Origin of the sequence: Bifidobacterium sp. ESL0732, assembly GCF_029395535.1 — a bacterium.
GTDB lineage: Bacteria > Actinomycetota > Actinomycetes > Actinomycetales > Bifidobacteriaceae > Bifidobacterium.
This window is the reverse complement of the sequence record NZ_CP113920.1, coordinates 2,174,518-2,198,182: the sequence shown is the minus strand read 5'-3', so window position 1 is coordinate 2,198,182 and position 23,665 is coordinate 2,174,518. Positions and strand designations below refer to the sequence as shown.

The window sequence follows — 23,665 nt, the reverse complement described above, 5'->3', positions numbered from 1 at the left end:
GGTATATGTGAAAGTCCACAAGACGGAAATCGTGGTGGATACGGCACAGGGCCAGAAAGGAAGACGATGAGAAGGTTCATGCGGAGTGTGGTGCGTAGATTCGCAGCTGTTGTAGTCGTTCCTGCGGCGATGCTTGCGGGGATGGCGCTCGGCCAGGGCACGGCGATGGCCGCGGACGACGGCTGCGTCGTGGGCCAAAGCACCATCCCCGAGTGTTTCCCCGACCCGCTCATGGCCAAGGCCGTTAACGGATGGCATAACGATGTCAACAGAACCTTTAGGGAATCTGACACGCATATCCATGAGCTCGATATCCACGACGCTTACATGAATGTGGATGGCCAGTGGAAGCTGGTGCATGTCCACAGTCTGAAGGGGATGGAACATCTCACCAGCATCACCGTGTTGGATATCCGCGACTGCTCGGAACTGACCGATATCTCGCAGGTAGGCGATTACATAGCGACGAAGAAGAAGGAGCGGGAGGACGGATACAAGAAATACAAGGATCTGTTTGATCACGCAACCAACATGAACGACAAGATAAAATATCATAAAATCATGCTCAGAGAGCGTGATGGGGTTGATGTCACTGCCCTGTACGTCAATAACAGCAAGAAGATCAGGAACCTGAACGTCCTGCGTGATATGCGGGTCGGCGCTATTATTGATTATGAGGATGAAGGCCTGACCAGTCTTGATGGGATTCTTCCCCAGCCGATAGCAAGTCCATTTCACTACGTCTGGCTGGATAACAATGAGATTAGCGATCTTACACCCCTGAAGAACATGCCGCACATTGCGAGGTTGTACTTGCAGAACAACCGTATCAGCGATATCACTCCGCTGGGCAGCCTGAAGACTCTTGAAACTCTGAATGTCGAGAATAACTACATCACGGACCTGAGTCCCTTGCAATGGGGGAATCTGTTGGGTCGGGAGCTGCGTGCTGCCAATCAGAAGGCCTCCGTGCCCGCAAAGTCCTCCGGGGTCGTCAGCGTGCCGACGGCGAGGAACGCCGACGGCAGCTTCGTGCGGCCCACGCGGATTCGGCCGAGTTCGGGTTCGTACGATCCTCAGACGGGCGCGGTGACATGGAACGACCTGACCGGCGTCGAGCGGGCGTCCTTCTCGTTCAAGTCCACGCTGATCGCCGGCTGCACCGGGGATTGCAGCGTCTTCGCAGGCGATATAAACGTCAACGTGGGTGGCGTGCCAGAGGCGGAGAGCCTGGACCCGAGTCCCAACAGTATGCTGCGCACGCAGCCTCCGTCGAACCCCATCGTCCCGCCGACCCGGCCCAAGCCCCAGCAGCCTGCGCCTGGCGTACAGCTTGACCCGACCCCCGGCATCGACCCTGCGCCGAACCCGCTGAGCGTCACACCTACGAGTCTTGGTCCGCAGCAGGTCGCCACAAAGGCACCGGTCACGGAGCAGATGGCCACCACCGGCGCCGCGATTACGGCGATTGTTTTGGCGTCGTTTACGGTGTTCACCTTGGGCCTGTGCCTGGCACTGGCTAAAAAGCGGCATGGCCATACGACAGAAGGTAGATGAGCTGAGGAGCGGGCCGGGGTCTTTGACGATTCGGCCCAGACTCGCTCCAAGTTTCTGGATTTTTGATGAGAAGGCAGTATCGTTGTTTGACTTGATATCTCGTAATATCTCGTAATATTGCCGACTTCCTGTGCCGCCGCGGCCGGGTGTTCCTTTAGGTGCTGGGCGCTCTGTTTGCATACGGGGTGCTGCGTCTGATGTGCATCGGCGTGCCGATTCTGTGATTACGGCCTTGGGCACGACGGCTGGGTTTTTTACCGGGGCCTATGTGTCGGTTGGCATCATGCCGCCTCTGTTATTACATATTGCCAATGCACGCTGCTGCTCTACATTTCATCGGCAATACGCCACTTGTTCGAGAACCAGTAAGTCTCCCTGACGTTCAAGATCGCGGTGGACGTCGACTATGAGGACGATTTGTTCAAAAGAAGTCCGGGCGTCCGCAGTGCCTGGTTTGACTCGTCCATGCTCTTGGGCCCGCGCAGAACATGGCGATGGCCGTACTGACGCTCGCGTTTGTCATGCTGCTGGCGTTGCGCACCAATGGCATCGTGCGTCAAACCCGGCGGATTCGCGGCCTCGGTACCGTCTTGGCTTGAGTCAGGCGGCTTGTTTGAAAAGATATTGCGTTGTCAAGCTTGATTTCGTGATTATGAATTGTATGCTGAAAGGAGAGATTGCGTAGCTGAATATGATGACCATTGTGGTGCGAAAGCGATTGCCGTGGCGCTGCTGTGAATTGAGCGCGTTCATGCTGCGTTATGGACTGTAGAGAGTGGTGCGAGTGCGCATGGACGTTACGTTTCAGGCTAATCCGGTCTTGCCGCCGGGGCAGGTGAAGGTCCTTGTTGAAGCGCAGGAGCTCGACGAAGAGGCTCAGCAGGTTCTGAAAAGCATCCAGGCTCTGGGTGGGCGGCGTATTGGTTCCATCCCGATTACTACGGAGACCGGGCTGCAATTGGTGCGTCAGTCCGATATCGTTTCGTTAGAGGTGCAGGGCAGCATGGTGCTTATCACCATACTCACGCATGCGATGCTCGACGGTAGGGTCGGCACGCGGGTCGTCGCGACGGCGGACACGCTGGTGCATGTGCTCAGCCTGCTGCCCCCGACGTTCATCAGGGTCTCCAAACAGGCCGCCATCAACATCAACCATCTGCAGTCGTTGGAAGCAAGTTATTCCGGCAATATGACCGCCAGCCTTGCAGGTGGGGTTCAGGAGACCGTGAGCCGCCGTTACGTCGGCGCTCTTCGCCAGGCAATAGGAGTATAAATTGTGGATACCAACAAAGTTGAAGGATTAGAGCCCCAAGGCCCCCCTGTCGATCCGGGGAGTTGTTCTGACACCAATCAAGCCGCGGCCGGGCGTCCGTTGAAACCCGAAAGTGTAGCGCGTCATGCAGGCGAGGATGTTCCGATGAAAGCTGTTCCGAGGGTGTCGGCAAGGCAGGAGTCTCGGCTGTTTGGTGTCGAGTACAAGTATGCTTCGCAGAGTATTCCGGCTCAGATTCTTCGCCACCTGTGCATTGCCATTGCCGTGGGTGAGGTGTTGTGGGTGGTTTTCGAACTTATTGTGCCTGATTGGATCCCTGTCAACAGAATGAGCATGATGACGTTGTTGGGGCCGGAGATAGTGGTCGGCCTGCTCAACTTTCTGCTGTTCCACGTGGATGTTTCGCTGTTGATCGCGATACCCATTCACTGTGTATGCACCTTCGCGGCCTTCAGCGGGTGGGTGCTCGTCAACGGGTGGACCGTGGTGTTCAGCGAGCAGTTTGCGTACTTTGTCATCGCGTTTGTGGTGATATACCTGTTGGTCTGGCTGGTTTTGGTGGCTTACTACCGGTTCCTCGCGTGGAAGATGAACCGCGGCGTAGCCGCGAGGTTCAACGATCGCCACTAGATAGCGCACAAGTCGCCGGATAGGACATCAGGATTGGCGGAATTCCGCCGTTTCTTAAAACCTATCCGGCGACTTGTGCGTTGTGCTCGCTAAAGGCTAGAAGTCCCAGTCCTCGTCGTCGGTGGCCTCGGCGTTGCCGATGACGTAGGAGGAGCCGGAACCGGAGAAGAAGTCGTGGTTCTCGTCGGCCGAGGGGCTGAGCGCGGCGATGATCTCGGGGCTCACCTTGGTTTCGGCGGCGCTGAACTTGGCCTCGTAGCCGAGGTTCATCAGCGTCTTGTTGGCGTTGTAGCGCACGAATGCCTGCACGTCGTCGATGAAGTCGAAGCCTTCGTAGACCTGGTCGGAGTACTTGACCTCGAGGTCGTAAAGTTGGTTGAGCAGATCGTCGGTGTACTTCTTGAGCATTTCCTGGTCGGCCTCGGTGCGGTGCTCGAGGTGGCGCTGGTACTTGTAGCCGGAATAGTAGCCGTGGATGGCCTTGTCGCGCAGGATGAGGCGGATCATGTCCGCGGTGTTCATCAGCTTGGCGCGGCTGGAGAAGTAAAGCGGCAGGTAGAAGCCCGCGTAGAGCAGCAGCGAGGAGAGCATGACCGCCGCGACCTTGCGCTTGAGCGGGTCCTCGGACTGGTACTGCTCCATGACGATGCGGACGCGCTCCTGCACGAGGTCGTTGCCCACGGCCCAACGGTAGGCTTCGTCGATCTGCTCGGAGGAGCAGAGGGTGGAGAAGATGGAGGAGTAGGAGCGGGCGTGCACCGACTGCATGAAGGCGATGTTGGTGTAGATGGCCTGCTCGTGCTCCGTGAGCGCGTCCGGGATCTGGACGAGTTCACCGACGGTGGCCTGCTCGGTGTCCAGCGTGGTGAGGCCAGCGAAAACGCGGACCGTAGTGGTGCGTTCGTGTTCGGTCAGGCTGCGCCAGGAGGGGATGTCGTTGGAGAGCGGCACCTTCTCAGGCAGCCAGAAGTTGGCGATGAGGCGGTTCCACACCTCGAGGTCCTTGTCGTCTTGGATGTTGTTCCAGTTGACGGGGCGGATGCGCATGGACTTGGGGTCCGCGCCCTTGGCGAAGGCCGTCGACCACTGCGGAGGTGTCAGCGAATCGGCCATCATCTTGTCATCGGCGAGTTTGACCTCGTTTGTCATGAGTGTTCCTTCTTTTCGTGCCGTTCTGTATTGTTAAAGTTTCGCGGTATTCGCGTTGCGTCTGGGGCCGCCGCTCGCGAATACGTCTGGGAGGGTTCATTCTCCCGTATTCCGTTGACATTGAGCGGTCGGTTCCCAACACCGGCAACACTACATCTAGTGATTGGGCAATGCGATACCGCTATATATAGTAATAGGTCGCCCGTGGCTTCGCCTTACGGCACGCGGGCCAAAGCTGTGATGTAGCTAACAGAGACGAGCGTCGGTTGTCGGTTTCGTGCCTGTTCAATGCTGGTTCAATGCCTGTTCAATAATGCAAGCCGGTGAAAATCGTAAGGTAGTGATGGTGAAATCCGATAGTAGGGCTGGTGGAAATCGTAAGGTAGCGTTGGTGAAATCCGATAGTAGAACTGGTGAAAATCATAAGGTAGAATAGGTAAAAATCCTATAGTAGAAAGAAATTTCGGCAGAATTCCAAGCTTTCAAAAGGCTGCGGAGCGCAAAATGAAAAGGAAAGAAAGGGAGCTGTTATGATACCTCGTACGATAACGGATACGATACGCGATGCGGTATCGCAATTTCCCTTCGTCACGCTGACGGGAGCTCGGCAAAGCGGCAAAACGACGCTGTTGCGTGAGGAGTTCCCTGATTATCGGTACGTCTCTTTGGAAAGTTCGAGAGCACAGAAACTTGCCGCGGAAGATCCCGAAGCGTTTCTTGGGCTTTACGACGATCGTGTTATCTTCGATGAAGTGCAGCGCGTGCCCAACCTGTTCTCCGATGTGCAGGTTTTGGTGGACGAACGCAGGCAACGGCCCGGGCAGTTCATTTTTTCCGGTTCTCAGAATTTTCTGCTTCTGAAATCCATTTCGCAATCATTGGCCGGTCGCGCGGCCATCCTGCACCTTCTTCCGCTTTCCTATCAGGAACTCCGGCAGGGCGGTGTGGCTCCCGAAAGTATGGATCAGTGGGTGTTTCAAGGTGGCTACCCAAGGCTGTTCGACCGCGATGTCGAACATAAAGTGAGCAGAAATCTTTATTTCTCAGGATATGCGGACACGTATATCGAGCGCGACGTGCGCGCGGAACTCGGCGTGCGGAAAATCGGTGACTTTACGAAGTTTCTGCAGCAATGTGCCCTACGTTGCGGTGAGATGCTCAATTACAACGCGCTTGCCGTGGCGTGTGGGGTCAGCGTTGGCACGGTCAAAGAATGGCTGTCGTTGCTCGAATCCAGCTTCATCGTGTTTCGGCTTTATCCTTACCATACCAACTTTGGCAAGAGGCTGGTCAAGACGCCGAAGCTCTATTTTTACGATACTGGGCTGGCGGCGTACCTGGCGGGATTGGATAGTCTGGAAGCGTTTGTGCTCAGCGATCATCGGGGTTCGTTGTTTGAGAATGCTGTGATTGTCGAGCTGATGAAGCTGTATTTTGCGCAGGGACGTAAGCCGCAGCTTTACTTCTGGCGAGATGCGAAACGTAAGGAAATCGACCTGCTGATCGAAAAGGGCGGCAAGGTTCGCTACGCGGTGGAAATCAAGGCGTCAGCTGTTTTTGATTCCCATGCTTTTGCGGTTGTGGACGAGTTGGGAGACCAGTTCGGGCTTGATACGCAGCATCGCGTCGTCGTCTATGGCGGCGACCAGACGGTCGACACCAGATTCGGCAAATTGCTGCAAGTGGCGGATTTGCCGAATCTGGTGGTATAGGTTGGCGCGATGCGTTTGATAACGTTTTTTATAGTCGTTAAATGGAATCGTAAAACCCGTCCGAACCAATAAATTGAGCCTGTCATCAACGTGAGTTGTCGATGACAGGCTCAATATTATATGGGATTTTGGCTATCGGTGGCGACTACTCCAGGCCGATGCTCTTGATGTCGTGGACAGTGAGCTTGTCGACGGCGAGGACGCCCGACTCGGCGGAAAGCTTCACTGCGCGCTTGCCCTCCGACGGGTAGCTGTAAGAGCTCAGCACGTGAAGCCCGTCGTTGACGTAGACCTCGACGGAACCGCGATCGACATAAACGTGCAGCTTGAGTTCATCGGCGTTCAGCTCGGCGTCGGTGAGCTTGGCGGCGCGATAGCCGCGATCGCCGCGGGCCGCGGCCTGACGGTCGACGACCACCGTTCCGGCCTGCGCGTCATAGGCGACGTAGGTATAAGAACCGTCGGAGGTGGCGTGCACCTTGAGACCCGCGCGCTCGGCGGTGGTGTTCTTCAGATTGATGTTGAGCTCGATTTCCACGGCCTCGGCGTCCTCGTCCACGAGCGCCTCTTCGTTGGCCTCGATGGGGCGGGCGACATGCTCGAACGTGTTGATGCGCAACTTGTCGATCTCGGGCACCGGCACGGTGTGCAGGTCGCCGTCGGCGCCGAGGAAGCATTCGCGCGGCAGGGTCATCTGGCCGCACCAGCCGTCGGACTGCATCGGCGCGTTCTCGCTGAACGGGCTCATCCAGCCGTACATGATGCGGCGGCCGTTGGCCTCGAATGACTGGGGCGCGTAATAGTTCGCGCCGGCGTCGAGCAGACGGAATTCGGTCTCGGGCTTGAAGGCCTCGCCCGGCTCCCAGGTACCGATCATGTAGCCGGCGTTGTTCTCGTTGCGGTTCATGTAGCCCTTGGCCTTCGAACCCATAGCGGAGAAGACGATAACCCACTTGGTGTTGCCGTCCTTGTCCTTCAGGGGGAAGAAATCGGGGCATTCGAGCATGAAGACGTCCGGGTCCGGATCGTCATAAAGCACGTTCTGGAATTCCCAATTGACCATGTCTTTGGAGGTGTAGGCCCAGATCTGGCCGCGATGGTCGGCGGTGGAGACCCCGTGGATCAGATGCCAGACACCATCCTGCTTCCAGACCTTCGGGTCGCGGAAGTGCGAGTCTACGCGTTCGCGCGGGCAGTCGATGACCATACCGAGTTTGTTGAGCTTGGTGGCCTCGTCATCCTCGGCTTCGGCGAGCATCTGGACCTGCCACTGGCCGTCGGCGTCGTCGCGCCCGTTGGTCCAGCGGTGGCCGGTGTAATAGAACTTGAGTTTGCCGTCGTCATCGATCACGGCCGAGCCGGAGAAGACGCCGTCTTTTTCCTGCTCAAGGCTGGGGGCCATGGCGATGGGCTCGCGGCGCCAGGAGACCATGTCCGCGCTGGAGACGTGGCCCCAGTGCATTGGGCCCCACTGCGTGCCGTAGGGGTGCAGCTGATAGTAGACGTGCCAGCGGCCCTTGTAGTAGCACAGGCCGTTCGGGTCGTTGATCCAACCGCCGTTCGAAGCGATATGGAACTTGGGGTACCAGCGGTCCTCGCGCTCGAGGGCGAGCGTTTCGACGCCGGCCTCAGCCTTGGCGAGTTCCTTTTCGTGGTCGCGGATCGGGGTGTAAACAGGAGATTCAGTAGTCATCGTTGATGTCTTTCTCGTAACTGTTATTAATAATTGTTGTTTATTTGCGTAAGGCCCCCACGCCTAATGATGGGTGCGGAGGTCTTGTGGCGCTATGAAATTTTGTGGAAGGCACCGCGCGCAGGTAAATGGGCGCGGTGCCGTTTTGTCAATCAGGCAGGGAGCTGGTCGTTGGCGGCTTCGGCCTGGATGGCCTCGCCCTGAGCCTCGGCAGCCTTACGGTCCTTAATGCGGATGAACGGATCGCCGCCCACCTGCTGATCATCCTTCTTGATCACGAAGTATCCGTAGATCAAAGCGAGAAGGACGATGCCGGAGATGATGAAGAAGGTCGGACGGGCGCCAACGCGGTCGCGCAGCAGGCCGAGCGGGTTGGACATGATGACCTGGCCCAGCTGGGATGCGATCTGGAAGCCGACCATGTAGAGCGTTGCGGACAGCTTCGTATCGTAATGCAACGTGAAGTAGCGGAAGGCGGGAAGGCTGAAGAGCGGGGTTTCGATGGCGTGGAACATCTTGACAACGGAGATCATCACCGGGTCGTGGAAGACGCCGCACAGGCCGATACGCAGGCACATCACCACAGCCCCGAGCAGCAGCGAGTTGCGCACGCCGATGTGGTCCATGATCACCGGGACGATGCCCATCATCGCGGACTCGCAGAACACCTCGGCGGCGTTGAGCACGGAGTACCAGTTATTGCCCTGGGCCGTAGTGGCGAAGAGGCTGGTGTAGTAGTTCGGGAACATCTGCTGGTCGAAGACCGTGTAGAAGGTGTTGGTGAAGAACATGAAGATGATCAGCGCCCAGAGCGAGCCCATGCCGAGCACGGAGACCATTTCCTTGACGGTCGGGTTAGTGCGCGGCGCGTTCGGGTCGGCTTCCTTCTTAAGCTCCTCTTTCTGTTCTGCCGGACGCCAGAAGGCGTAGACACAGATCATGCCGAGGCCGAAGAGCGAACCAAGCCAGAAGTTCAGGCGCATGTCGATGTTGAAAAGCGGGCCTGCAATCAGCGCAACGACCGCGTAACCGAAAGAACCCCAGGCGCGGGACTGGCCGTATTCGAAGCCGAAGTGGCGACTGTAGCGTTCGGTCAGCGCCTCGAAGAGGGAGCAGCCGGCCATGAAGCCCGCGGAGAGGACGACGGAACCGATGAGCACGCCGATGAAGCGGGTGGTGCCGCCGGCTTTAAGCATCGGGGTGTAAATGAACTGGGCAAACGGGCCGACGCAGGCCGCGATGCAGGAGACCACTATGACCAGGCGGCGCTTGATGCCGAGATTGTCTTGCAGAACCCCGTAGACGAACATGATGATCAGCGTCACCGCCGAGTTGATGGAGTAGATGGTGCCCTGCTGCTGAGCGGTCATCCCCAGGCCCTTGGTCGGGTCGGTAAGCCACCGTGAGAAGAAGGACCACCAGATGCCCCACGAGCAGAAGAACATGAAAATACCGAATGAACTCTCGAGATACGAGGGGTTCCGGTACGTCTTGGCGCCTTTGATTGCCATTTCGTCACCTTTCTTTTCGGCACCGCTGCCGCGCGATACCTTTCTTACTTCCGTTCTTGCCGATTTTTTGCGGCATTGCCTTAAGCAAGAAACTTACAAGAAAATATAGGACGAGAATCGATTCACGTCAATTTGTAAATCGTTTCCGGCGTTTTCAGGTAAATAGAAATTATATATTTAAATTAATATTGAATATTTGTCTAATTACTATAAATTGCAGGAATGGTATCCATCATTCGCCCATATTCAGTGACCGTTTTCTAGCATGGCCGGTCGCAGATGCCAGAAAACGGACGTTTGGCCGTCGTCAGCGACCCTTTTCTTGCATTCCGAGGTCGATATACAAGAAAAGGGTCTCTGAGCTGTCGTCACTGGCCGGTTTCTAGCAGACTTGGGTCTGGATGCCAGAAACCGGCCAATGACATTGGCCCGGGGCAGTGCCCGGTCACTTCTTGCGGGCGGCAGTCCCGCGATCGATTACCGAACCGCGCTCAAGCAGGTTGCAGCGGATACGTACGGGGCTGGGTGCATCGAGCGGCGGGATGGCGGCGACGGTTTTCTTGCTTTTGCCTGGGCCAAGGTCGCGGTCTTCGATCATCGAAATCAGCTTGCGCGCGCCCCAATAACCCATTTCGTAATGTGGCAGCGCAATGGTGGTCGGCTGCGGCTCGAAAGTCTCCTTAATGATGCGGTTGTTGTCGATGCCGACCACGGAGATGTCGCGGCCGACATCAAGCCCGCGTTGTGCCGCGCATTGGTAGACATACCAGGCACGGGCGTCGTTGAAACAGAAGAAGGCGTCGGGGTGCTTTTTGTCGAAAAGTTCCGAGACGGCCTTGAGGCCGCCTTTGTTTTTGTCGATGCCGACGTTGAGCTCCGGGTCGACGGACCGGCCGGCGTCTTTGAGTGCTTTTTCATAGCCGCGTACGCGCAGGGGTTCGGCGAGGAGATTCTCGCTGCAGCCAATATAGGCGATACGCTTGGCGCCGGCTTTGATGAGGTATGTAGTGGCGTCATAGCCCATGGCGACTTCGTCGGGGACAATGTAGGGCACGTTCTCGTCTGTTGATGTTGCGTCGATAAGCACGGTGTGTTCGCCTGACAGCGAGGGAGGAACGTCGGAAATTCTGTCATACATCTTGGCGTATAGGTAACCGTCCACGCCGTATCGCTTGAGTGCTGCGATTTCGCTGGTTTCGTTGCCATTGCCGTCAGTGTTGACCAAAAGCATCATGTAGCCTAGCTCGCTTGCGGCGTCTTGCGCACCCAGAATCATCTCGCCGGCGTACGGGGTCGTCGCGATTTCCTCGCTGATGAAGCCGATAGTGTGTGTGCGGCTCGTGCGCAGGGAGCGGGCGAGGGGATTTGGTCGATAGCCCATGGACTTGGCGGTTTCGCGAATGTGTTCGGCAACTTCTTTCTTGACGTGCCCATCTTCGCGATGGTTCAGTGCCATCGAAACAGCGGTCACCGATGCTCCGGCCTCTTTGGCTACCTCTTTGATTGTGGTCATGCGCCCTATACTACTGACGGGATTCGATTCAGTAGCAGTTTGTGCTATGACCAGAGTGCGGGTCGAGGTTGCAGTCGGATAATGGGAGAGCTGATTCATCGACGGCATGCCAGGGAGAAGCGAGGACGGCGAATGGGGAGCCTCCATGCCAACTTACGGAGGCTCCCCATTTACTCGATGAAGCCATACAGTGTTCGTCCGTCTAGAACGCGTCAGCGTGACCGATGGTCACTGCTTGGCGTGGCGGCCATGCGCGCGGGCTCGAGACTTGGCTGTGCGGAGCGTGAGACCGAGCATGGCCATCAACGTGGCTGCAAGCGCCATAGCGCTGATGGTGGCGCCGGTGGCGGAAAGCTTGGCGGCTGGCTTGTCCGTGGCCTGCTTGTCGGTGCCATTGGCGTTGTTGCCCGCTGGCCCGGACGGTTCGTCGGCCTTCCCGAGTTCGAGCGTGTTGGGGGCACTGGTGTTGCCGGTGACGTCCTTGGCGGTGATGATGACCTGATCGCCCTTGGCGACGCCTTCCGGCCACTGCGCGGTGAACGTGCCGTCCGGGCCGCTGATGGCTGTCGTTCTCAGCGGTGTGCCGTTGCGAGTGAGTGTGTCCGGCGTGATCAGCGGTTGCCCTTTGGCATCGAGCCAGTCGAGAGTAAGAGTGACGTCGGCCTCGTTCTGTGGTGTTACGCCGACCAACCCGTTCTTAACGGAGATTGCTTTGCCGGACAGTGTGCCTTTCGCGTCACTGGTCGGCGTGGTGAACGCGAGTTCCGTGGCAACCGGGGCAGTCAAGTCGACTAGGTGTTCGGCGCACGTGTAGGCGGAATCGCCGTCCTGCGTGGTGTGCAGGCGGGCGCAGAATGTGTAGCGTGCGCCGGTGCCGGTCTTGTCGGCAGTGAATGCAGAAACCGGGAACTTGGCCGTCCACTTGTTTGTGGCGGTGTCGAGGCTTGTGTCCGTTGAAGCCGTTCCTTGATTGTCTTCAGCGTCGGCTGCGGTCTTATCCGCAGGCAGGAGGCGCACGTCGACACCGTCGCCGGATTGTGCGCCTATTGTGCCGCCGCCGATCGTGACCGGGCTGGTGGGCGTCTTCCCGCCGACCATCTTGGGTGCATCGGGAACGTTGACCGTTGGCGCAGCCAGACGGTCGAGGTCGATGTAGACAGGAGCACTGGTGTTGCCGGTTGTGTCCGTGACCTGTACTTTGGCTTTGACGGCGTGGCGATTGGTTGGCCAGTCTGCGCTGAATTCGCCGACATGCCCGGCGGCGTCGCTGCTTTGTACGTCTGTCGATGTACCGATGGTTTGGCTCGCGTTGTCGAGCCAAGTGACGGTCACAGTGTCGCCGCTCTCGGGTGTGGCAGTGATGCCGGTCAACCCTCTCTGGGCCGATAGCACCTTACCTGTGACTTTTTGCGAGCCGGAAGCCATCTCGGTAGCCGCAGGCGCGACCATATCGACACGCTCGGTCTTGAAGACGTAGGCGGAGTCGTTGGTGCCTTCGAATGCTTTCGCGCGAATCACGTAGTTCGTGCCGGTTCCGGTGGTGTCGGCCGCGAGTCCGGTGAGGTCGGAGACCTGGAACGTGGCCGTCCAGGTGTTCGCGTCGGTGTCCGCAGTCACGTTTCTGGCTGCCACGCCGGCGTCGTCCGCGTTGCTGGTGCTGCCGGCGGGCAGCAGCCTCACCGAGGTGCCATCCATGTTCGTGTTCGCGCCTAATGCGCCGGCCACGATTACCGTGCCGTCTGCCGCCACGGGCATTCCACCAAGCGACTTCGGGGCGGTCATGTCACGGACCGTCGGCGCGGGAATCCGCTCCCACACCGCATAGAGCTTCTTCATATCGCTCACGCCCCATCCGTCATAGGCGAGTGCGGAGCCTTCGGCGTAATCAGGTGCTGTGGCCGAGGCGCTCGTTGACCAGCCGAGGAACCGGTAACCGGCCCGCTTCAGCGTTCCCGCGCCGGGCATGGTGAGATCCTCTGACGTGCTGTCGGGAATCATCAGCGGTGCGGGAGCCTCGCCCGTCGCGTCGTCGCCGCCGGTGAACGAGACCGCCAATTTCCCGTACCACATCCTTCGCGTGGGGTTGCCGAATCCATAGTTTGGGTCCCCTGTCCAAGAGCCATCCTCATTCGTCCATTCATAGCCACGGTCGTAAGTGAAATGGGTCTTTGGCGTGCACTTCACCATCTTGAGCGAAATGCTGTTATAGAACATGTCGGTCATGCTGGTGACGCTGGTGGTGTCGAACTTGGGGCCTAGGTCGATGCGCTGCAAGGGGTCGCAATAATAGAACATGTGGTCCATATTGGTGACCTTGCTGGTGTCGAAGTTAGGGCCCAGATCAATGCTGATCAGATTGTAGTTGTGATGAAAGAAATCGTGCATATCGGTGACGTTGCTGGTGTCGAAGCTAGCCGGCAGACGCAGGTTCACGGTTGGCGAGAGGGTGTAGAAACTCTCGGAGAACATGAAGCTCATGTTGGTGGTCCTGCTGGTGTCGAGTTTGTCGAGACCGGCGACGCTGTCTATTTGGGTCAGGTTCGAAAGCAGGTATGACGCGTTCACCGGTGCATAGACTTTATTGTCTGTGAGTACCTTGAGGATGTTGCTGCTGTAGTCATACCACGGTGTATAGGGATCGCTGTCCGTTATCCCGCCTTGCAGCGTCCCAGTGCCTTGGCTTGGGTCAGTGGTGCCGAAGTGGAGTGTGCATTCGCCGTCGACCTGCCAGTAGGCGTTGTCGCCCCAAGTGGTTTTGCCGGTGTCGGTGCAGCTGTCCTGCGTGCCGACGATGGGTTTTCCTTGCGGCAAGATGGAAGCGGAGCCGAGAGTGGCGGATTTTGGTGCGATACCTGCGGTTGGCTGGGATGTATCTGAACCGGGCCGGCTTGCAGGCTTGCCGGTTTCTGCGTTCGTTGTGGTGAGGGGGTTGCTGCTTGTCTTGCCTGTTTTCTTGCTGTCTTTGCTGGAGTCGCCGGATAACGTATCGGCCTTGCTGTCTGTTTTATTGGCGTCGTCTGATTGGCTGCCCATTGTCCGTGTGATCGTCACCGATGAGGGCGGCGCACTGACTGGTGTGGCGGCGCTCGCGAATTGTGGGGCCAGAACGGTTGCTGCTGTAGCCAGCAGCGCAACTGAAATGCGTATGATGGTATGAGTTTGATCTTTCATAACTCGGTTCCTTCCGGTTCTGGAGCATGGAAGTGGTTGCGACAACAACAATGTGCCACTGGTGACATGCGCCATATGCAATACAGTTATATCATATATAATAAATGTAAGCAAAATCTAATAAACCTAGATAATTGATGAAGAAATGGCTATTTTAGCTATTTTTCAGCTCTCTTATCCGCAGGTTTATTTCATTAGTCGATTTTCAAGGACGGGAAACCTCCTGCCAAGCGTCATAGAATGTAGTCAAATGAGTATGAACGATGAAGCCGATCGAATGAGAACCGCTGCTACCGCAACTGACAAACGCGCTATGGGCCGTGGCTTCCGCGCATCGGGCGAAGCAACGACAGTGAAAAAATCAGCCAGGACGACGGCCGTGACACTGATGGGGATGCTGCTGGCTGTCGTGCTCGCTACGGCCTTGCTTCCCGGCCGAGCGTCTGCCGTCACCGCTGATCACGGCACTATATATAGTGTCACGATGGCTGAGGCCGATGACCATAACGGTACTGAGCAAGCCATTCCTGTGGCCGATATTACGAACGGCGACCAACCGGCAGCTGCTGTGCTCGAAACATTGCCGGTCAAGGGGCGTGCGCCGAAAACCGGATACAAGCGCACGCAATTCGGGCGCGCCTGGGCCGATGTGGACCACAACGGCTGCGACACCCGCAACGACATTCTGGGGCGCGACCTCAAAGACAAGAAGTTCAAGGCCGGAACCAACGATTGCAAGGTGATGTCGGGTACGCTGGAGGATCCATATACCGGCAAGACCATTTATTTTAAGCAGGGCAAGAAGACCTCGGATAAGGTGCAGATCGATCATGTCGTCGCGCTTTCCAATGCTTGGCAGACTGGGGCGCAGAAGATAAGTGCCGACCAGCGCAAGCAGATGGCGAACGATCCTTACAACCTGCTGGCTGTGGACGGCGATGCGAATCAGCAGAAAAGCGACGGTGACGCCGCGACTTGGCTGCCGAAAAACAAGTCATATCGCTGTTCCTACGTTTCGCGCCAGATTGGCGTAAAGCACAAGTACAATCTGTGGGTCACCAAGGCCGAAAAGGCCGCGATGCAGCGTGTGCTCGTAACCTGCCCGACGCAGGCGGTCCCGGCCGACGATGGCCCGTTCCCCCAGAATGGAGCGGCGTCTCAGGGTGGCTCGTCAGCTGGGACTGCCGTTGAAGGTTCCGGGAATTCCGGGCAAGAGGCTAATGGCGGTGCCAGTTCCGCTCAACCCGCACCTGCCCCTGCGCCTGCCGCGCCTGTAGTTCCACAAAACGGTGGTGACGTCTACTACCAGAATTGTGCCGCTGTCCGCGCTGCAGGCAAGGCTCCGATCTATGCCGGACAGCCCGGTTATCGGGCCGCTTTGGACCGTGACCACGACGGGGTGGGTTGCGAGTGATGGTGGCGGACGGCAAAATATCCTGCCGATATTGCTGTATTGCTGGAAGGTAGCCAACGTCTCGGATAATCTGTCGGTCGATAGGTCGGCAGGTCGGATAGCGTGTCGGTCGATAAGCCAGTGAGCCAGTAGAAGGATTGGATTTTCTGTCGGTCTGCAGACCAGCGAGCCAGTCAGCAGGTGGGATGGTCTGTTGAACGGCGTCGGCAAGTCATCCGGCCAGCGGCCAGAAAATCGTTGCTCATATGGCCGGTTGTGGGTGCCGTTACTGTGTCAAAGGTTTTAAAGTAAATATTTATACAATTTAGGTAAGAATGAATAAATACGAGATGTTCAAGCTGTTTGTGAGATGATATACACCTTCGTAAAACGTTTATATCCCTAGGTTTTACTGTTTGTAGAATGAATATGATGAGTGTATAATTTTATATACCGTTATCGTTTCGGCTCCGATGCTGGGGTAAGAACGATATAATGGCCATGTTTAAACGATTTCGTTTCGATGCCTTTGTATTGTCACTGATTGTTTATACTTGCGTCATTCCGCAGATATGAAAGGAACAGCTATGAAAGCCGTTGTGTTCAAGAAGATCAAGACATTCCCATCGCTCGAGGAGGTCGAGAAGCCGACCCCGGGTCCGGGCGAGGTGCTGCTGAAAGTTGCCGGCGCTGGCTGCTGCCATTCTGACGTTTCCGTGTTCCAGGAATATGACGAGGCTCTGGCCAAGCACGAGCATACCGAGCCTTCCTTCATTCTTGGCCATGAGACCTCCGGCTGGGTCGAGGAAGTGGGACAGGGCGTTACCGGTTTCAAGAAGGGCGATGCCTATCTCATTTACGGCCCTACGGGCTGCGGCCACTGCGCACGTTGCGTGGCCGGCGAGGAGAACTATTGCGAGAACACCGCTACCAACGAATCCCTGGCCATGGGCCTCGGTCGTGACGGCGGCATGGCCGAGTATGTGGTCGCCCCCGCACGCAACCTCGTGCCGCTGGGCGACGCCGATCCGATCAACGCCGCGCCGCTCGCCGATGCCGCGTTGACTCCGTACCATGCCATTAAGGCTGCGCTGCCCCACCTGCAGGGTGGCGGCAAGTACGCGCTGGTCATCGGATTGGGCGGTCTGGGCCAGATTGCCATCCAGATTCTGAGCGCCATCACCGGCGCCACCATCATCGCCACCGACATGAAGCCCGAAGCTATCGCCAAGGCCGAGGAAAAGGGTGCCATCGGCGTCAAGAGCGATGAGCATGAGGTTGAGAACATCCTCAAGATCACCGGTGGCCGGGGCGTTGATGCCGCCTTCGATTTCGTGGGCATTGCACCGACCATTGCCGCTGCTCAGGCAGCTGCTGCCATCGGTTCTCGCGTCACCATCGTGGGCATCGCCGGCGGAAAAGCCTCCTACGATTGGTTCACCAATTCTTGGGAGCAGGAGCTGACCAGCGTCTATTGGGGCTCTTTGCCCGAGCTGCACGAGGTCGCGGCACTCTACGAAAAGGGCCTGATCACCCCCGAAATCGAGACCTATTCGATGGACAACGCGCTCGACGCCTACCACAAGCTGGTCGACGGCAAGCTCTCCAAGCGCGCCGTCGTGGTGCCTCATATGGGTGAGTAAGCTGTAAATCACACTGAATAAGCGGGTGATGAGGCGTTCATAACGAACGCTTCGCCACCCGTCTTTCTTCCCAACAAACTGAAAAATATTTTTCTGTATTTTTAAATCGCAAATTCTGCTATCACGAATCAGTACGCCAACAATGAGCAATGTTGATAGTGAGCGCTGCGACCTATATATTGGGTTATAGCATTATTGATAACTTTTCTTATTGTGGGGAGTACATATGGTTTGGTCTTGGATGCATTTGGTTGTTGGCGTGGTGCTGATTGTCGCAGTGGCCGTGGGGCTGTTGGGGCCCGAGAGGATGACCAAGATCTGGGCGATGATTGCCCGCGTCTGCTATATTCTCATTATTTTGAGCGGGGTCTTTCTGATTGTGCATGCCTGGCCGCATATCACCGTGCTGTTGGTTGTGAAGATTATCCTCGCGATTGCGCTCATCGCGCTGGCGGAAATCGGCTTTGCCAAGAAAAGCAAGGATACGGCATCGGCTGTGGCCATTTGGGTCCCGATTGTGCTGGTCATTGTAGTCATGGTGGTCGGGCTCGTGGTCTCTCACGGCTTCCCGCTCGTCATGCTCTGATTTAGCCGTAATCAGCCGTCTGCAAACTCTTCGTTGGCAACTGGCGGCTGTTGTCGGTTCCTTTTGCTTGGTTGCGCCATAATCGGGGCGATGGAATATCGTCAGTGGCTTATTTATGGCGCAATCGCCTCGGTCGTATTTGCGACACGCAAAAACCGATACGCAAATCGAGAAGTGATTGTATAATGAAGTTTTGTTGCCCCTCTGGCTCAATGGTTAGAGCAGCGTCCTTTTAAGTCGTGGGTTGTGGGTTCGAGTCCCACGGGGGGCACGATTAAAGGCATCGTCGTGAGACGGTGCCTTTTTGTTTTAGCGTCGCGAGATTTTATCCGCTGACTCGCTTTTCCGGAGTGGTCAAGCGCTGCGTTCGTCGAAATTGTTGAGTACGGCGTCGAGCAGGCCGGGGAAGGCCGCGTCGAATTCTGGGCGACGGAGCCTGGCGCTTTGCTGGAGGCCATGGTGGTCCCGCCAGACCAGGCCTGATTCGCGCAACACCTTGAAATGGTGGGAGGCGGCGGTTTTGGTGATGCCCAGCGCGCGGTAGATGTCGCCGCAATGCATCTCGCCGTTGGTGTCGAGCAGCGCGACGATGCGCAGCCGAAGCGGGTCACTCAGGGCGAACATCGCTTGTGATAGGGTGACGTCTTTTGGGTCGGTATGCAGCTGGTTTTTCATAATTTCCATGATACGATAATCATATTAGTTCAATAAACGTTGAACTAAATGCATGATTAATGTTATACAGATAAAGAGGCCAGCAATGATCGACAATGCTATAACCCAGGAAACCGACCGTTTTGTCGCCGCCCGCGATGCATATAAGGAGGCGAGCCCGCAGGTGGTCGGTGATTTTCTTGCCATGAAGCGCGACGCCTTGAAGCCGGGTGCACTCGATGGCAAGACCAAGGCGCTGATCGCCGTGCTGATGGGTGTGGCGCGCGGCAGCGAACGGTGTATTATGACGCACGTTCGGGCCGCCGCCGATGTCGGCGTAACCCGTGACGAGCTCATCGAGGGGCTCAATATGGCCATCGTCTTCGGCGGTGCCCCGCAGTATGGTTATGCGAGCTATGCGTTGAGCGCGTATGACACGTATGCGGCGAAGTGAGTTGCGGATGGAATTTCAGAGACTTGGCACATAAGAGGCTTTGGCTTTGAATCTGGTATTGCAAAAACGCGATGGCCGGTAACCGAAGTTATCGGATACCGGCCATTTTGATTGGGTGTGCAGTTACTCAGAGCTGGCCCAGGGCCTGGAGCTTGGCCTTGAGGCCGGTTGTTTCCTCGTCTGCCGACAGTCATACAGGCAGCGCAAGATAGTACGAATCGCATTGTCTGCTTGGCTGACAGATTGGTTTGCGCTTGCCGGTTCGGGGTTGTTAACGCAAAATGCCCACGGCGCATACTAATTACCTCGGGCAATGGCGATGTATCCCTTTACCGAAAGCGGTATGGAGCCTGTATCGTAATGGTTGACTTGAATGTCAGGCGCTGCTATGGGCATGATGGTGTGGTAAGCATCGTATTCAATGGTTCTGCCTACCACGATGAGTCGTTTTGCACCCCAATGATTTCGGTTTGCCCTCTGAAGTACCCCGTCAATCATGCCACCGGTGAGGACGCCTTGGAAATATGAATGGCGTTGCGCGTCAGTGGACTTGCTGAATAAATCCATAGTCCTGACACCATAAAGCGCGTGGTTAAACCCGCATTCGTGTAACGTACGATAGCCGAGCAACACGAACTCGGGATTGAGCGTCTCTGGCCCTTTCTGCGAGAGGGCTGATTTCAAAATCGTGTGATTGATGACCGCATCGCGTATTTCCCCGGTAATTCCGGAGAAGAAATCAGCGATGCAATTATTTTGAATCGAAATGATTTGCGTGTGGCTTCCGGGTAGTGCCACCATATAAGAAATATGGGGATCTAGTTTGTTGATTAGCCCGAATACCTCTGTTTCCTCTCCTCGTATCATGTGCATGTGTACTGCGTTTTGCGGCGACGTTGGCAGGTCGATGGAACTGTCTGTCCTGATTCCTGGAATCAGCCATATATCTTGCGGAATCACACTATCGTCCCGATATCTCACCAGAGACGACCTCAACTTTTGCAGCGGAACCGGAGTTTGAAGGTGGTCGACTTCGTGCAGTCCGTCGGGGCTCGAAGCCATGCCTGAGATATAGACATGTTCGATATCCGCGGGTTTCAGGCCATTTTCGACGAGAATATCCTGATACAACGCTCGTACTGTTTGTTTGAGCCTGGCTTTGGAGTTGTCAATAGCGGTATTCCGAGCTCCGACAAGTTCGCTTTTTGTGCAGAGCAGTTTGTAATTTTCCAACAGGTAGACCCTGGTGTTGGTCGTGCCTGCGTCGAAATATATGGTGTGCATTACATTATCCGTTAATCTTGGTCGACTATTTGTTCTATTCCTCATTCAGAGAAGAAACGAGTGTCGCGGCCTTATCTTTCATCGCGGCAATGTCGATTATCCCTTCCGAATTCTTTGGGAAGAGCGAGGACCCGATGCCTACACATGTTGACCCGCAGGCTATGAATTCAGCTGCGTTCCGCTCATTTACCCCTCCTACGGCGCACAGGGGAATGCCTGGCATCGGAGCCATGAGATCCTTGATGTATTGCGTTCCAAGACGCTCGGCTGGGAAAATTTTGACGATATCAGCCCCGCGGTCGTAGGCATGACGGATTTCCGTAGGTGAGAACGCTCCGGGAATCGAAATCAGGCCCAGCTTCTTCGTCATGTCAATGACTTCGCCGATGCTATCAGGCGAAAGAATGAATTCCGCCCCGGCGAATGCTGATTGCTGAACGCCCTCAGCGCTCACAACGGTTCCTGCGCCGACGTGGAGGCCTGGCAGGCCCATTTCGGTCACCGTTGATATTCTTTCTGCATTTCCCATATCGGATATATGTGAATCAGAGGCTATTTCCAAGAAACGTATGCCTGATTCGTAAAGGCCATCCACTACTTCTGGAAGTTGTTGCACGTTGATTGATCTCAGAATTGCAATGGCTTGGCCGACGAATTCGTTAACTTTCATTTTTAGTCCATTCTAAATTGAATAAGCGTTCGTCATTCAGTATACATTCGTTATTTAAAAATGCAAACTATTTTATAATTATTATTTATTAGACCCTATTTCATTGTATTAACAGCATTTTAATGATTTCTTTGGAACACATTTGACATTTATGTAGAGTTACGTTATATTATTTTTTATGTTCGTAAATAAGAACACTAATTTATTTACGAACGAGAGTACAAGGAGGTCACATGAAGATAACTGATATTAAAACTTATCTTGTCCCGCATCGTTACGCTTTCGTCTGCATTGAAACCGATAGCGGCATTACTGGATGGGGTGAGCCTCTCGTGGAAGGTAGGGCGAAAACTACCTTGCAGGCGGTTCAGGAATGGCGCGGATATCTTATTGGAAAGGATCCGAGGGATATAGAACGGCACTGGGAGGTCATGTATCGCGGTTCGTTCTATCGTGGCGGTCCTGTGCTGATGAGCGCCATCGCGGGAATCGATCAGGCGTTGTGGGATATCACTGCGAAATCTCTTGGTGTTTCTGTGCATGCAATGCTTGGAGGTTCAGTCAAGGAAAAGGTCAAGGTGTATCGCAGTATTCACGGAGATACGCCGGAGGAATTGGCCGATGACGCACAGCGTGCCGTCCAAGAAGGGTATCAGCTTATTAAGTCCTCTGCGCTTGGACCCATGCATTTCTTGGATTCTGTGGAGCGCATTGATGAAGTCGTTGAAAGAATCGGTGCGGTTCGTGATCGCATCGGCTACAAAGTTGGTATCGCCGTGGACTTCCACGGTCGTGTGCATCGTCCAATGGCCCGCCAGCTCGCCAAGGCGCTCAACCAGTTCCGTCTGGCATTTATCGAGGAGCCCGTACTGCCGACGAATAGGGAGGCACTTCATCAAATCGCTGATGTGAGCGACGCCCCGATTGCACTGGGCGAGCGCCTGTATAGCCGCTGGGATTTCAAGGACATTCTTGAGGATGGAGCGGTTGACATTCTTCAGCCCGATCTTTCCCACGCCGGTGGCATTAGCGAGTGCCACCGCATCGCAGCTATGGCCGAAGCCTACGACACGGCTTTCGCGCCGCACTGCCCATTGGGCCCGATTGCCTTTGCTTCATGCATCCAGACCGATGCCGCCTCCGAAACGGCGGTGTTCCAGGAGCAGAGCATCAATATTCACGATACCTCATCAGCCAATCCAATCTTTGACGTTTTGCGCAATCGTGATGTCTTCCATTACGAAAACGGTTTTGTCCAACTTCCTGATGCTCCCGGCCTGGGTATTGACATAGACCAAGAGAAGGTCGAAGAACTGGCGAAGATTGGCCACGACTGGAAGAACCCGCTTTGGGTTACCTACGACGGCACTCCTATCGAGTGGTAATAAATCAAGTTTCAGTAATAAATAGATTCACCGATACATGGAGGTATCAAAGATGAGAACCAAATTCAAATTAGCTACGGCTTGTATGGTAGCTGGGGCGCTTCTGCTCACGGGTTGTGGGGCAGGCGGTTCAGCGAGCAGCAAGTCCTCGAGCGGTGCAGAATCCAAAAAGGCGCCGGTAACTATCAAATATATTTCCTCGACCATTCTCGAATCTCCGGAAAAGGAATTTGAACAGTCCGCCATTGATGAGTTTAATGCTCAGAAGAATGGTGTCACTGTGGAGGTTGAAGGAGTGGCGGCGAATGACCTCATGCAGAAGTACACCGCTCTGGCAACAGCGAATCAGATGCCTGACTTTTATATGGCCGATATGAAAAATACCACCCAGCTGGTGGATATGGGCATCACCGACGATATGACGAAAATACTTGACAAGAAATACCTGTCCCAATTCGGAAAGGACACTTTGGACGGGTTCACCATTGATGGCAAGTTGAGCGGTCTCCCTTGGTTCACGGTCGCCCAAGGGGTCGTCTACCGTAAGGATCTGTTCGAAAAGGACAAGGTCCAGGTTCCCAAGACCTGGGATGAATTTGTCGCCGCTGCGCATAAGCTCACTCATGGCGATCAGTACGGTATCGCATTGGTCGGTTCCAAGGACGCGAGCGGCGCGGGACGTTTCCAGTATGTCATTCGTAACTTTGGCGTCGATGAGTTCAAGAAGGGCTCTGACGGCAAGTGGAGCACCGATATCGGTGGTCCCAATTATGTGAAAGCCCTGAAGTCCTTCACCGATCTTGATACCAAGGAAAAAGTGTGCCCTCCAGGAGTCACTGAGACGAATTACGCTTCCGCTGTCAATATTCTCTCTTCCGGCCAGGCGGCCATGCTGATTACGGGTTCCAACGCAGTTGGCGCGATTACTTCCAAGGTCCCCGATCTCAAAGGCAAGCTCGGGTCGTTCATGATTCCGACAGTCAAGCGCAATGTCTTCAGCCAGAACGGTTTTGGCTTCTATGTCAATCCTAAGTCTTCCAATAAGGAGGCTGTCGCCAAGTTCCTTAAATTCATGGTGAGCAAGAAGAAGAGCATCGAGTTTTCGCAGCTCACTGGAAGGCTTCCTACGATTGCTACGGCACAGAAGGATCCTTCCATCGGCAAGGATCCGGCGCTGAGCGGTTTCATGGAGCAGCTCAATAAGGCCAAGACTTTCAATCTGCCGACTATTGAAGGTTACGGCGAGGTCAATGATATTCACGGTGAGGCTTATCAATCCGTGATTACTGGATCGGCGACGCCTGAAGCTGCTGCGGCGAAAGCCAAAACAAGGGCTCAAGCGATAGTGGACGAAGCTAACCAGAAATAAGGTGGTTTCGTTGGGATG

General features: G+C 55.6%; 18 protein-coding genes and 1 tRNA gene. 11 read left to right on the top strand and 8 right to left on the bottom strand.

Features of this window, described 5'->3' with window-relative positions; all coding sequences use genetic code 11:
• Nucleotides 1–66 precede the first annotated feature (66 nt).
• The 3 genes from OZX70_RS08395 to OZX70_RS08385 all read left to right on the top strand — a co-directional run bounded on the left by OZX70_RS08395 (nt 67) and on the right by OZX70_RS08385 (nt 3,460).
• Nucleotides 67–1,557 (top strand): leucine-rich repeat domain-containing protein, encoded by a 1,491-nt coding sequence (locus OZX70_RS08395; protein WP_277180705.1) that lies wholly within the window; start codon nt 67–69, stop codon nt 1,555–1,557.
• 790 nt (nt 1,558–2,347) lie between these two features.
• On the top strand, nt 2,348–2,830 hold the full coding sequence (locus tag OZX70_RS08390) for a LytTR family DNA-binding domain-containing protein (RefSeq protein WP_277180703.1): 483 nt from the start codon (nt 2,348–2,350) through the stop codon (nt 2,828–2,830).
• Between the two features lie 144 nt (nt 2,831–2,974).
• Complete coding sequence (locus tag OZX70_RS08385) at nt 2,975–3,460, top strand: DUF3021 family protein (protein ID WP_277180701.1); 486 nt, start codon at nt 2,975–2,977, stop codon at nt 3,458–3,460.
• 96 nt (nt 3,461–3,556) lie between these two features.
• On the opposite strand, the gene nrdF is transcribed toward OZX70_RS08385, so the two are convergent.
• On the bottom strand, nt 3,557–4,576 hold the full coding sequence (gene nrdF / locus OZX70_RS08380; protein ID WP_277182187.1) for a class 1b ribonucleoside-diphosphate reductase subunit beta: 1,020 nt from the start codon (nt 4,574–4,576) through the stop codon (nt 3,557–3,559).
• A gap of 563 nt (nt 4,577–5,139) precedes the next feature.
• Here nrdF and OZX70_RS08375 point away from each other — a divergent pair.
• The gene (locus OZX70_RS08375; protein ID WP_277180699.1) at nt 5,140–6,321 is read left to right on the top strand and encodes an ATP-binding protein; all 1,182 of its coding nucleotides are present in this window, start codon (nt 5,140–5,142) and stop codon (nt 6,319–6,321) included.
• A 145-nt stretch (nt 6,322–6,466) separates the two neighbouring features.
• Here the strand turns inward: OZX70_RS08375 and OZX70_RS08370 are convergent, their stop codons facing one another.
• From OZX70_RS08370 to OZX70_RS08355, 4 genes are all read right to left on the bottom strand, one after another.
• Entirely contained in the window at nt 6,467–8,014 is a 1,548-nt protein-coding gene (locus OZX70_RS08370; RefSeq protein WP_277180697.1) for a sucrose-6-phosphate hydrolase, read from the bottom strand.
• A gap of 152 nt (nt 8,015–8,166) precedes the next feature.
• Nucleotides 8,167–9,525 carry an MFS transporter gene (locus tag OZX70_RS08365; RefSeq protein WP_277180695.1) on the bottom strand — a complete coding sequence of 453 codons (1,359 nt, stop codon included), beginning with the start codon at nt 9,523–9,525 and terminating at the stop codon, nt 8,167–8,169.
• A gap of 445 nt (nt 9,526–9,970) precedes the next feature.
• Nucleotides 9,971–11,038 (bottom strand): LacI family DNA-binding transcriptional regulator, encoded by a 1,068-nt coding sequence (locus OZX70_RS08360; RefSeq protein WP_277180693.1) that lies wholly within the window; start codon nt 11,036–11,038, stop codon nt 9,971–9,973.
• A gap of 228 nt (nt 11,039–11,266) precedes the next feature.
• The gene (locus OZX70_RS08355; protein WP_277180691.1) at nt 11,267–14,209 is read right to left on the bottom strand and encodes a BspA family leucine-rich repeat surface protein; all 2,943 of its coding nucleotides are present in this window, start codon (nt 14,207–14,209) and stop codon (nt 11,267–11,269) included.
• Nucleotides 14,210–14,693: 484 nt separating this feature from the next.
• On the opposite strand from OZX70_RS08355, the gene OZX70_RS08350 reads away from it, so the two are divergent.
• The 4 genes from OZX70_RS08350 (at nt 14,694) to OZX70_RS08335 (ending at nt 18,102) form a co-directional block, all read left to right on the top strand.
• Nucleotides 14,694–15,623: a DUF1524 domain-containing protein gene (locus OZX70_RS08350; RefSeq protein ID WP_277182185.1), complete on the top strand. Its 930-nt coding sequence runs from the start codon at nt 14,694–14,696 to the stop codon at nt 15,621–15,623.
• 566 nt (nt 15,624–16,189) lie between these two features.
• On the top strand, nt 16,190–17,245 hold the full coding sequence (locus OZX70_RS08345) for an NAD(P)-dependent alcohol dehydrogenase (RefSeq protein WP_277180689.1): 1,056 nt from the start codon (nt 16,190–16,192) through the stop codon (nt 17,243–17,245).
• Nucleotides 17,246–17,471: 226 nt separating this feature from the next.
• Nucleotides 17,472–17,831 carry a DUF1516 family protein gene (locus OZX70_RS08340; protein WP_277180687.1) on the top strand — a complete coding sequence of 120 codons (360 nt, stop codon included), beginning with the start codon at nt 17,472–17,474 and terminating at the stop codon, nt 17,829–17,831.
• 198 nt (nt 17,832–18,029) lie between these two features.
• Nucleotides 18,030–18,102, top strand: a tRNA-Lys gene (locus OZX70_RS08335).
• An 83-nt stretch (nt 18,103–18,185) separates the two neighbouring features.
• Here OZX70_RS08335 and OZX70_RS08330 read toward each other — a convergent pair.
• On the bottom strand, nt 18,186–18,515 hold the full coding sequence (locus OZX70_RS08330) for a metalloregulator ArsR/SmtB family transcription factor (RefSeq protein WP_277180684.1): 330 nt from the start codon (nt 18,513–18,515) through the stop codon (nt 18,186–18,188).
• A 76-nt stretch (nt 18,516–18,591) separates the two neighbouring features.
• On the opposite strand from OZX70_RS08330, the gene OZX70_RS08325 reads away from it, so the two are divergent.
• Nucleotides 18,592–18,939, top strand: a complete 348-nt coding sequence (locus tag OZX70_RS08325) for a carboxymuconolactone decarboxylase family protein (protein ID WP_277180682.1) — start codon at nt 18,592–18,594, stop codon at nt 18,937–18,939.
• Between the two features lie 297 nt (nt 18,940–19,236).
• Here OZX70_RS08325 and OZX70_RS08320 read toward each other — a convergent pair whose 3' ends face one another.
• Complete coding sequence (locus tag OZX70_RS08320) at nt 19,237–20,223, bottom strand: 2-dehydro-3-deoxygalactonokinase (protein WP_277180680.1); 987 nt, start codon at nt 20,221–20,223, stop codon at nt 19,237–19,239.
• A gap of 34 nt (nt 20,224–20,257) precedes the next feature.
• Nucleotides 20,258–20,893, bottom strand: coding sequence for a bifunctional 4-hydroxy-2-oxoglutarate aldolase/2-dehydro-3-deoxy-phosphogluconate aldolase (locus tag OZX70_RS08315; RefSeq protein ID WP_277180678.1), 636 nt, complete (start codon nt 20,891–20,893; stop codon nt 20,258–20,260).
• A 233-nt stretch (nt 20,894–21,126) separates the two neighbouring features.
• On the opposite strand from OZX70_RS08315, the gene dgoD reads away from it, so the two are divergent.
• Together dgoD and OZX70_RS08305 are read left to right on the top strand one after the other, a co-directional pair.
• Complete coding sequence (dgoD, locus tag OZX70_RS08310; protein ID WP_277180676.1) at nt 21,127–22,278, top strand: galactonate dehydratase; 1,152 nt, start codon at nt 21,127–21,129, stop codon at nt 22,276–22,278.
• Between the two features lie 52 nt (nt 22,279–22,330).
• Nucleotides 22,331–23,647 (top strand): sugar ABC transporter substrate-binding protein, encoded by a 1,317-nt coding sequence (locus tag OZX70_RS08305; RefSeq protein ID WP_277180674.1) that lies wholly within the window; start codon nt 22,331–22,333, stop codon nt 23,645–23,647.
• Nucleotides 23,648–23,665: the final 18 nt, after the last annotated feature.

What these genes read in the sequence shown, in the direction of transcription:
- OZX70_RS08315 (WP_277180678.1), bottom strand. Translation starts at nt 20,893, where the DNA reads ATGAAAGTTAACGAATTCGTCGGCCAAGCCATTGCAATTCTGAGATCA.
- OZX70_RS08385 (WP_277180701.1), top strand. Translation starts at nt 2,975, where the DNA reads ATGAAAGCTGTTCCGAGGGTGTCGGCAAGGCAGGAGTCTCGGCTGTTT.
- OZX70_RS08350 (WP_277182185.1), top strand. Translation starts at nt 14,694, where the DNA reads ATGGCTGAGGCCGATGACCATAACGGTACTGAGCAAGCCATTCCTGTG.
- OZX70_RS08340 (WP_277180687.1), top strand. Translation starts at nt 17,472, where the DNA reads ATGGTTTGGTCTTGGATGCATTTGGTTGTTGGCGTGGTGCTGATTGTC.
- OZX70_RS08305 (WP_277180674.1), top strand. Translation starts at nt 22,331, where the DNA reads ATGAGAACCAAATTCAAATTAGCTACGGCTTGTATGGTAGCTGGGGCG.
- dgoD (WP_277180676.1), top strand. Translation starts at nt 21,127, where the DNA reads ATGAAGATAACTGATATTAAAACTTATCTTGTCCCGCATCGTTACGCT.
- OZX70_RS08390 (WP_277180703.1), top strand. Translation starts at nt 2,348, where the DNA reads ATGGACGTTACGTTTCAGGCTAATCCGGTCTTGCCGCCGGGGCAGGTG.
- OZX70_RS08330 (WP_277180684.1), bottom strand. Translation starts at nt 18,515, where the DNA reads ATGGAAATTATGAAAAACCAGCTGCATACCGACCCAAAAGACGTCACC.
- OZX70_RS08395 (WP_277180705.1), top strand. Translation starts at nt 67, where the DNA reads ATGAGAAGGTTCATGCGGAGTGTGGTGCGTAGATTCGCAGCTGTTGTA.
- OZX70_RS08345 (WP_277180689.1), top strand. Translation starts at nt 16,190, where the DNA reads ATGAAAGCCGTTGTGTTCAAGAAGATCAAGACATTCCCATCGCTCGAG.
- OZX70_RS08325 (WP_277180682.1), top strand. Translation starts at nt 18,592, where the DNA reads ATGATCGACAATGCTATAACCCAGGAAACCGACCGTTTTGTCGCCGCC.
- OZX70_RS08320 (WP_277180680.1), bottom strand. Translation starts at nt 20,223, where the DNA reads ATGCACACCATATATTTCGACGCAGGCACGACCAACACCAGGGTCTAC.
- OZX70_RS08375 (WP_277180699.1), top strand. Translation starts at nt 5,140, where the DNA reads ATGATACCTCGTACGATAACGGATACGATACGCGATGCGGTATCGCAA.
- OZX70_RS08360 (WP_277180693.1), bottom strand. Translation starts at nt 11,038, where the DNA reads ATGACCACAATCAAAGAGGTAGCCAAAGAGGCCGGAGCATCGGTGACC.
- OZX70_RS08355 (WP_277180691.1), bottom strand. Translation starts at nt 14,209, where the DNA reads ATGAAAGATCAAACTCATACCATCATACGCATTTCAGTTGCGCTGCTG.
- OZX70_RS08365 (WP_277180695.1), bottom strand. Translation starts at nt 9,525, where the DNA reads ATGGCAATCAAAGGCGCCAAGACGTACCGGAACCCCTCGTATCTCGAG.
- OZX70_RS08370 (WP_277180697.1), bottom strand. Translation starts at nt 8,014, where the DNA reads ATGACTACTGAATCTCCTGTTTACACCCCGATCCGCGACCACGAAAAG.
- nrdF (WP_277182187.1), bottom strand. Translation starts at nt 4,576, where the DNA reads ATGATGGCCGATTCGCTGACACCTCCGCAGTGGTCGACGGCCTTCGCC.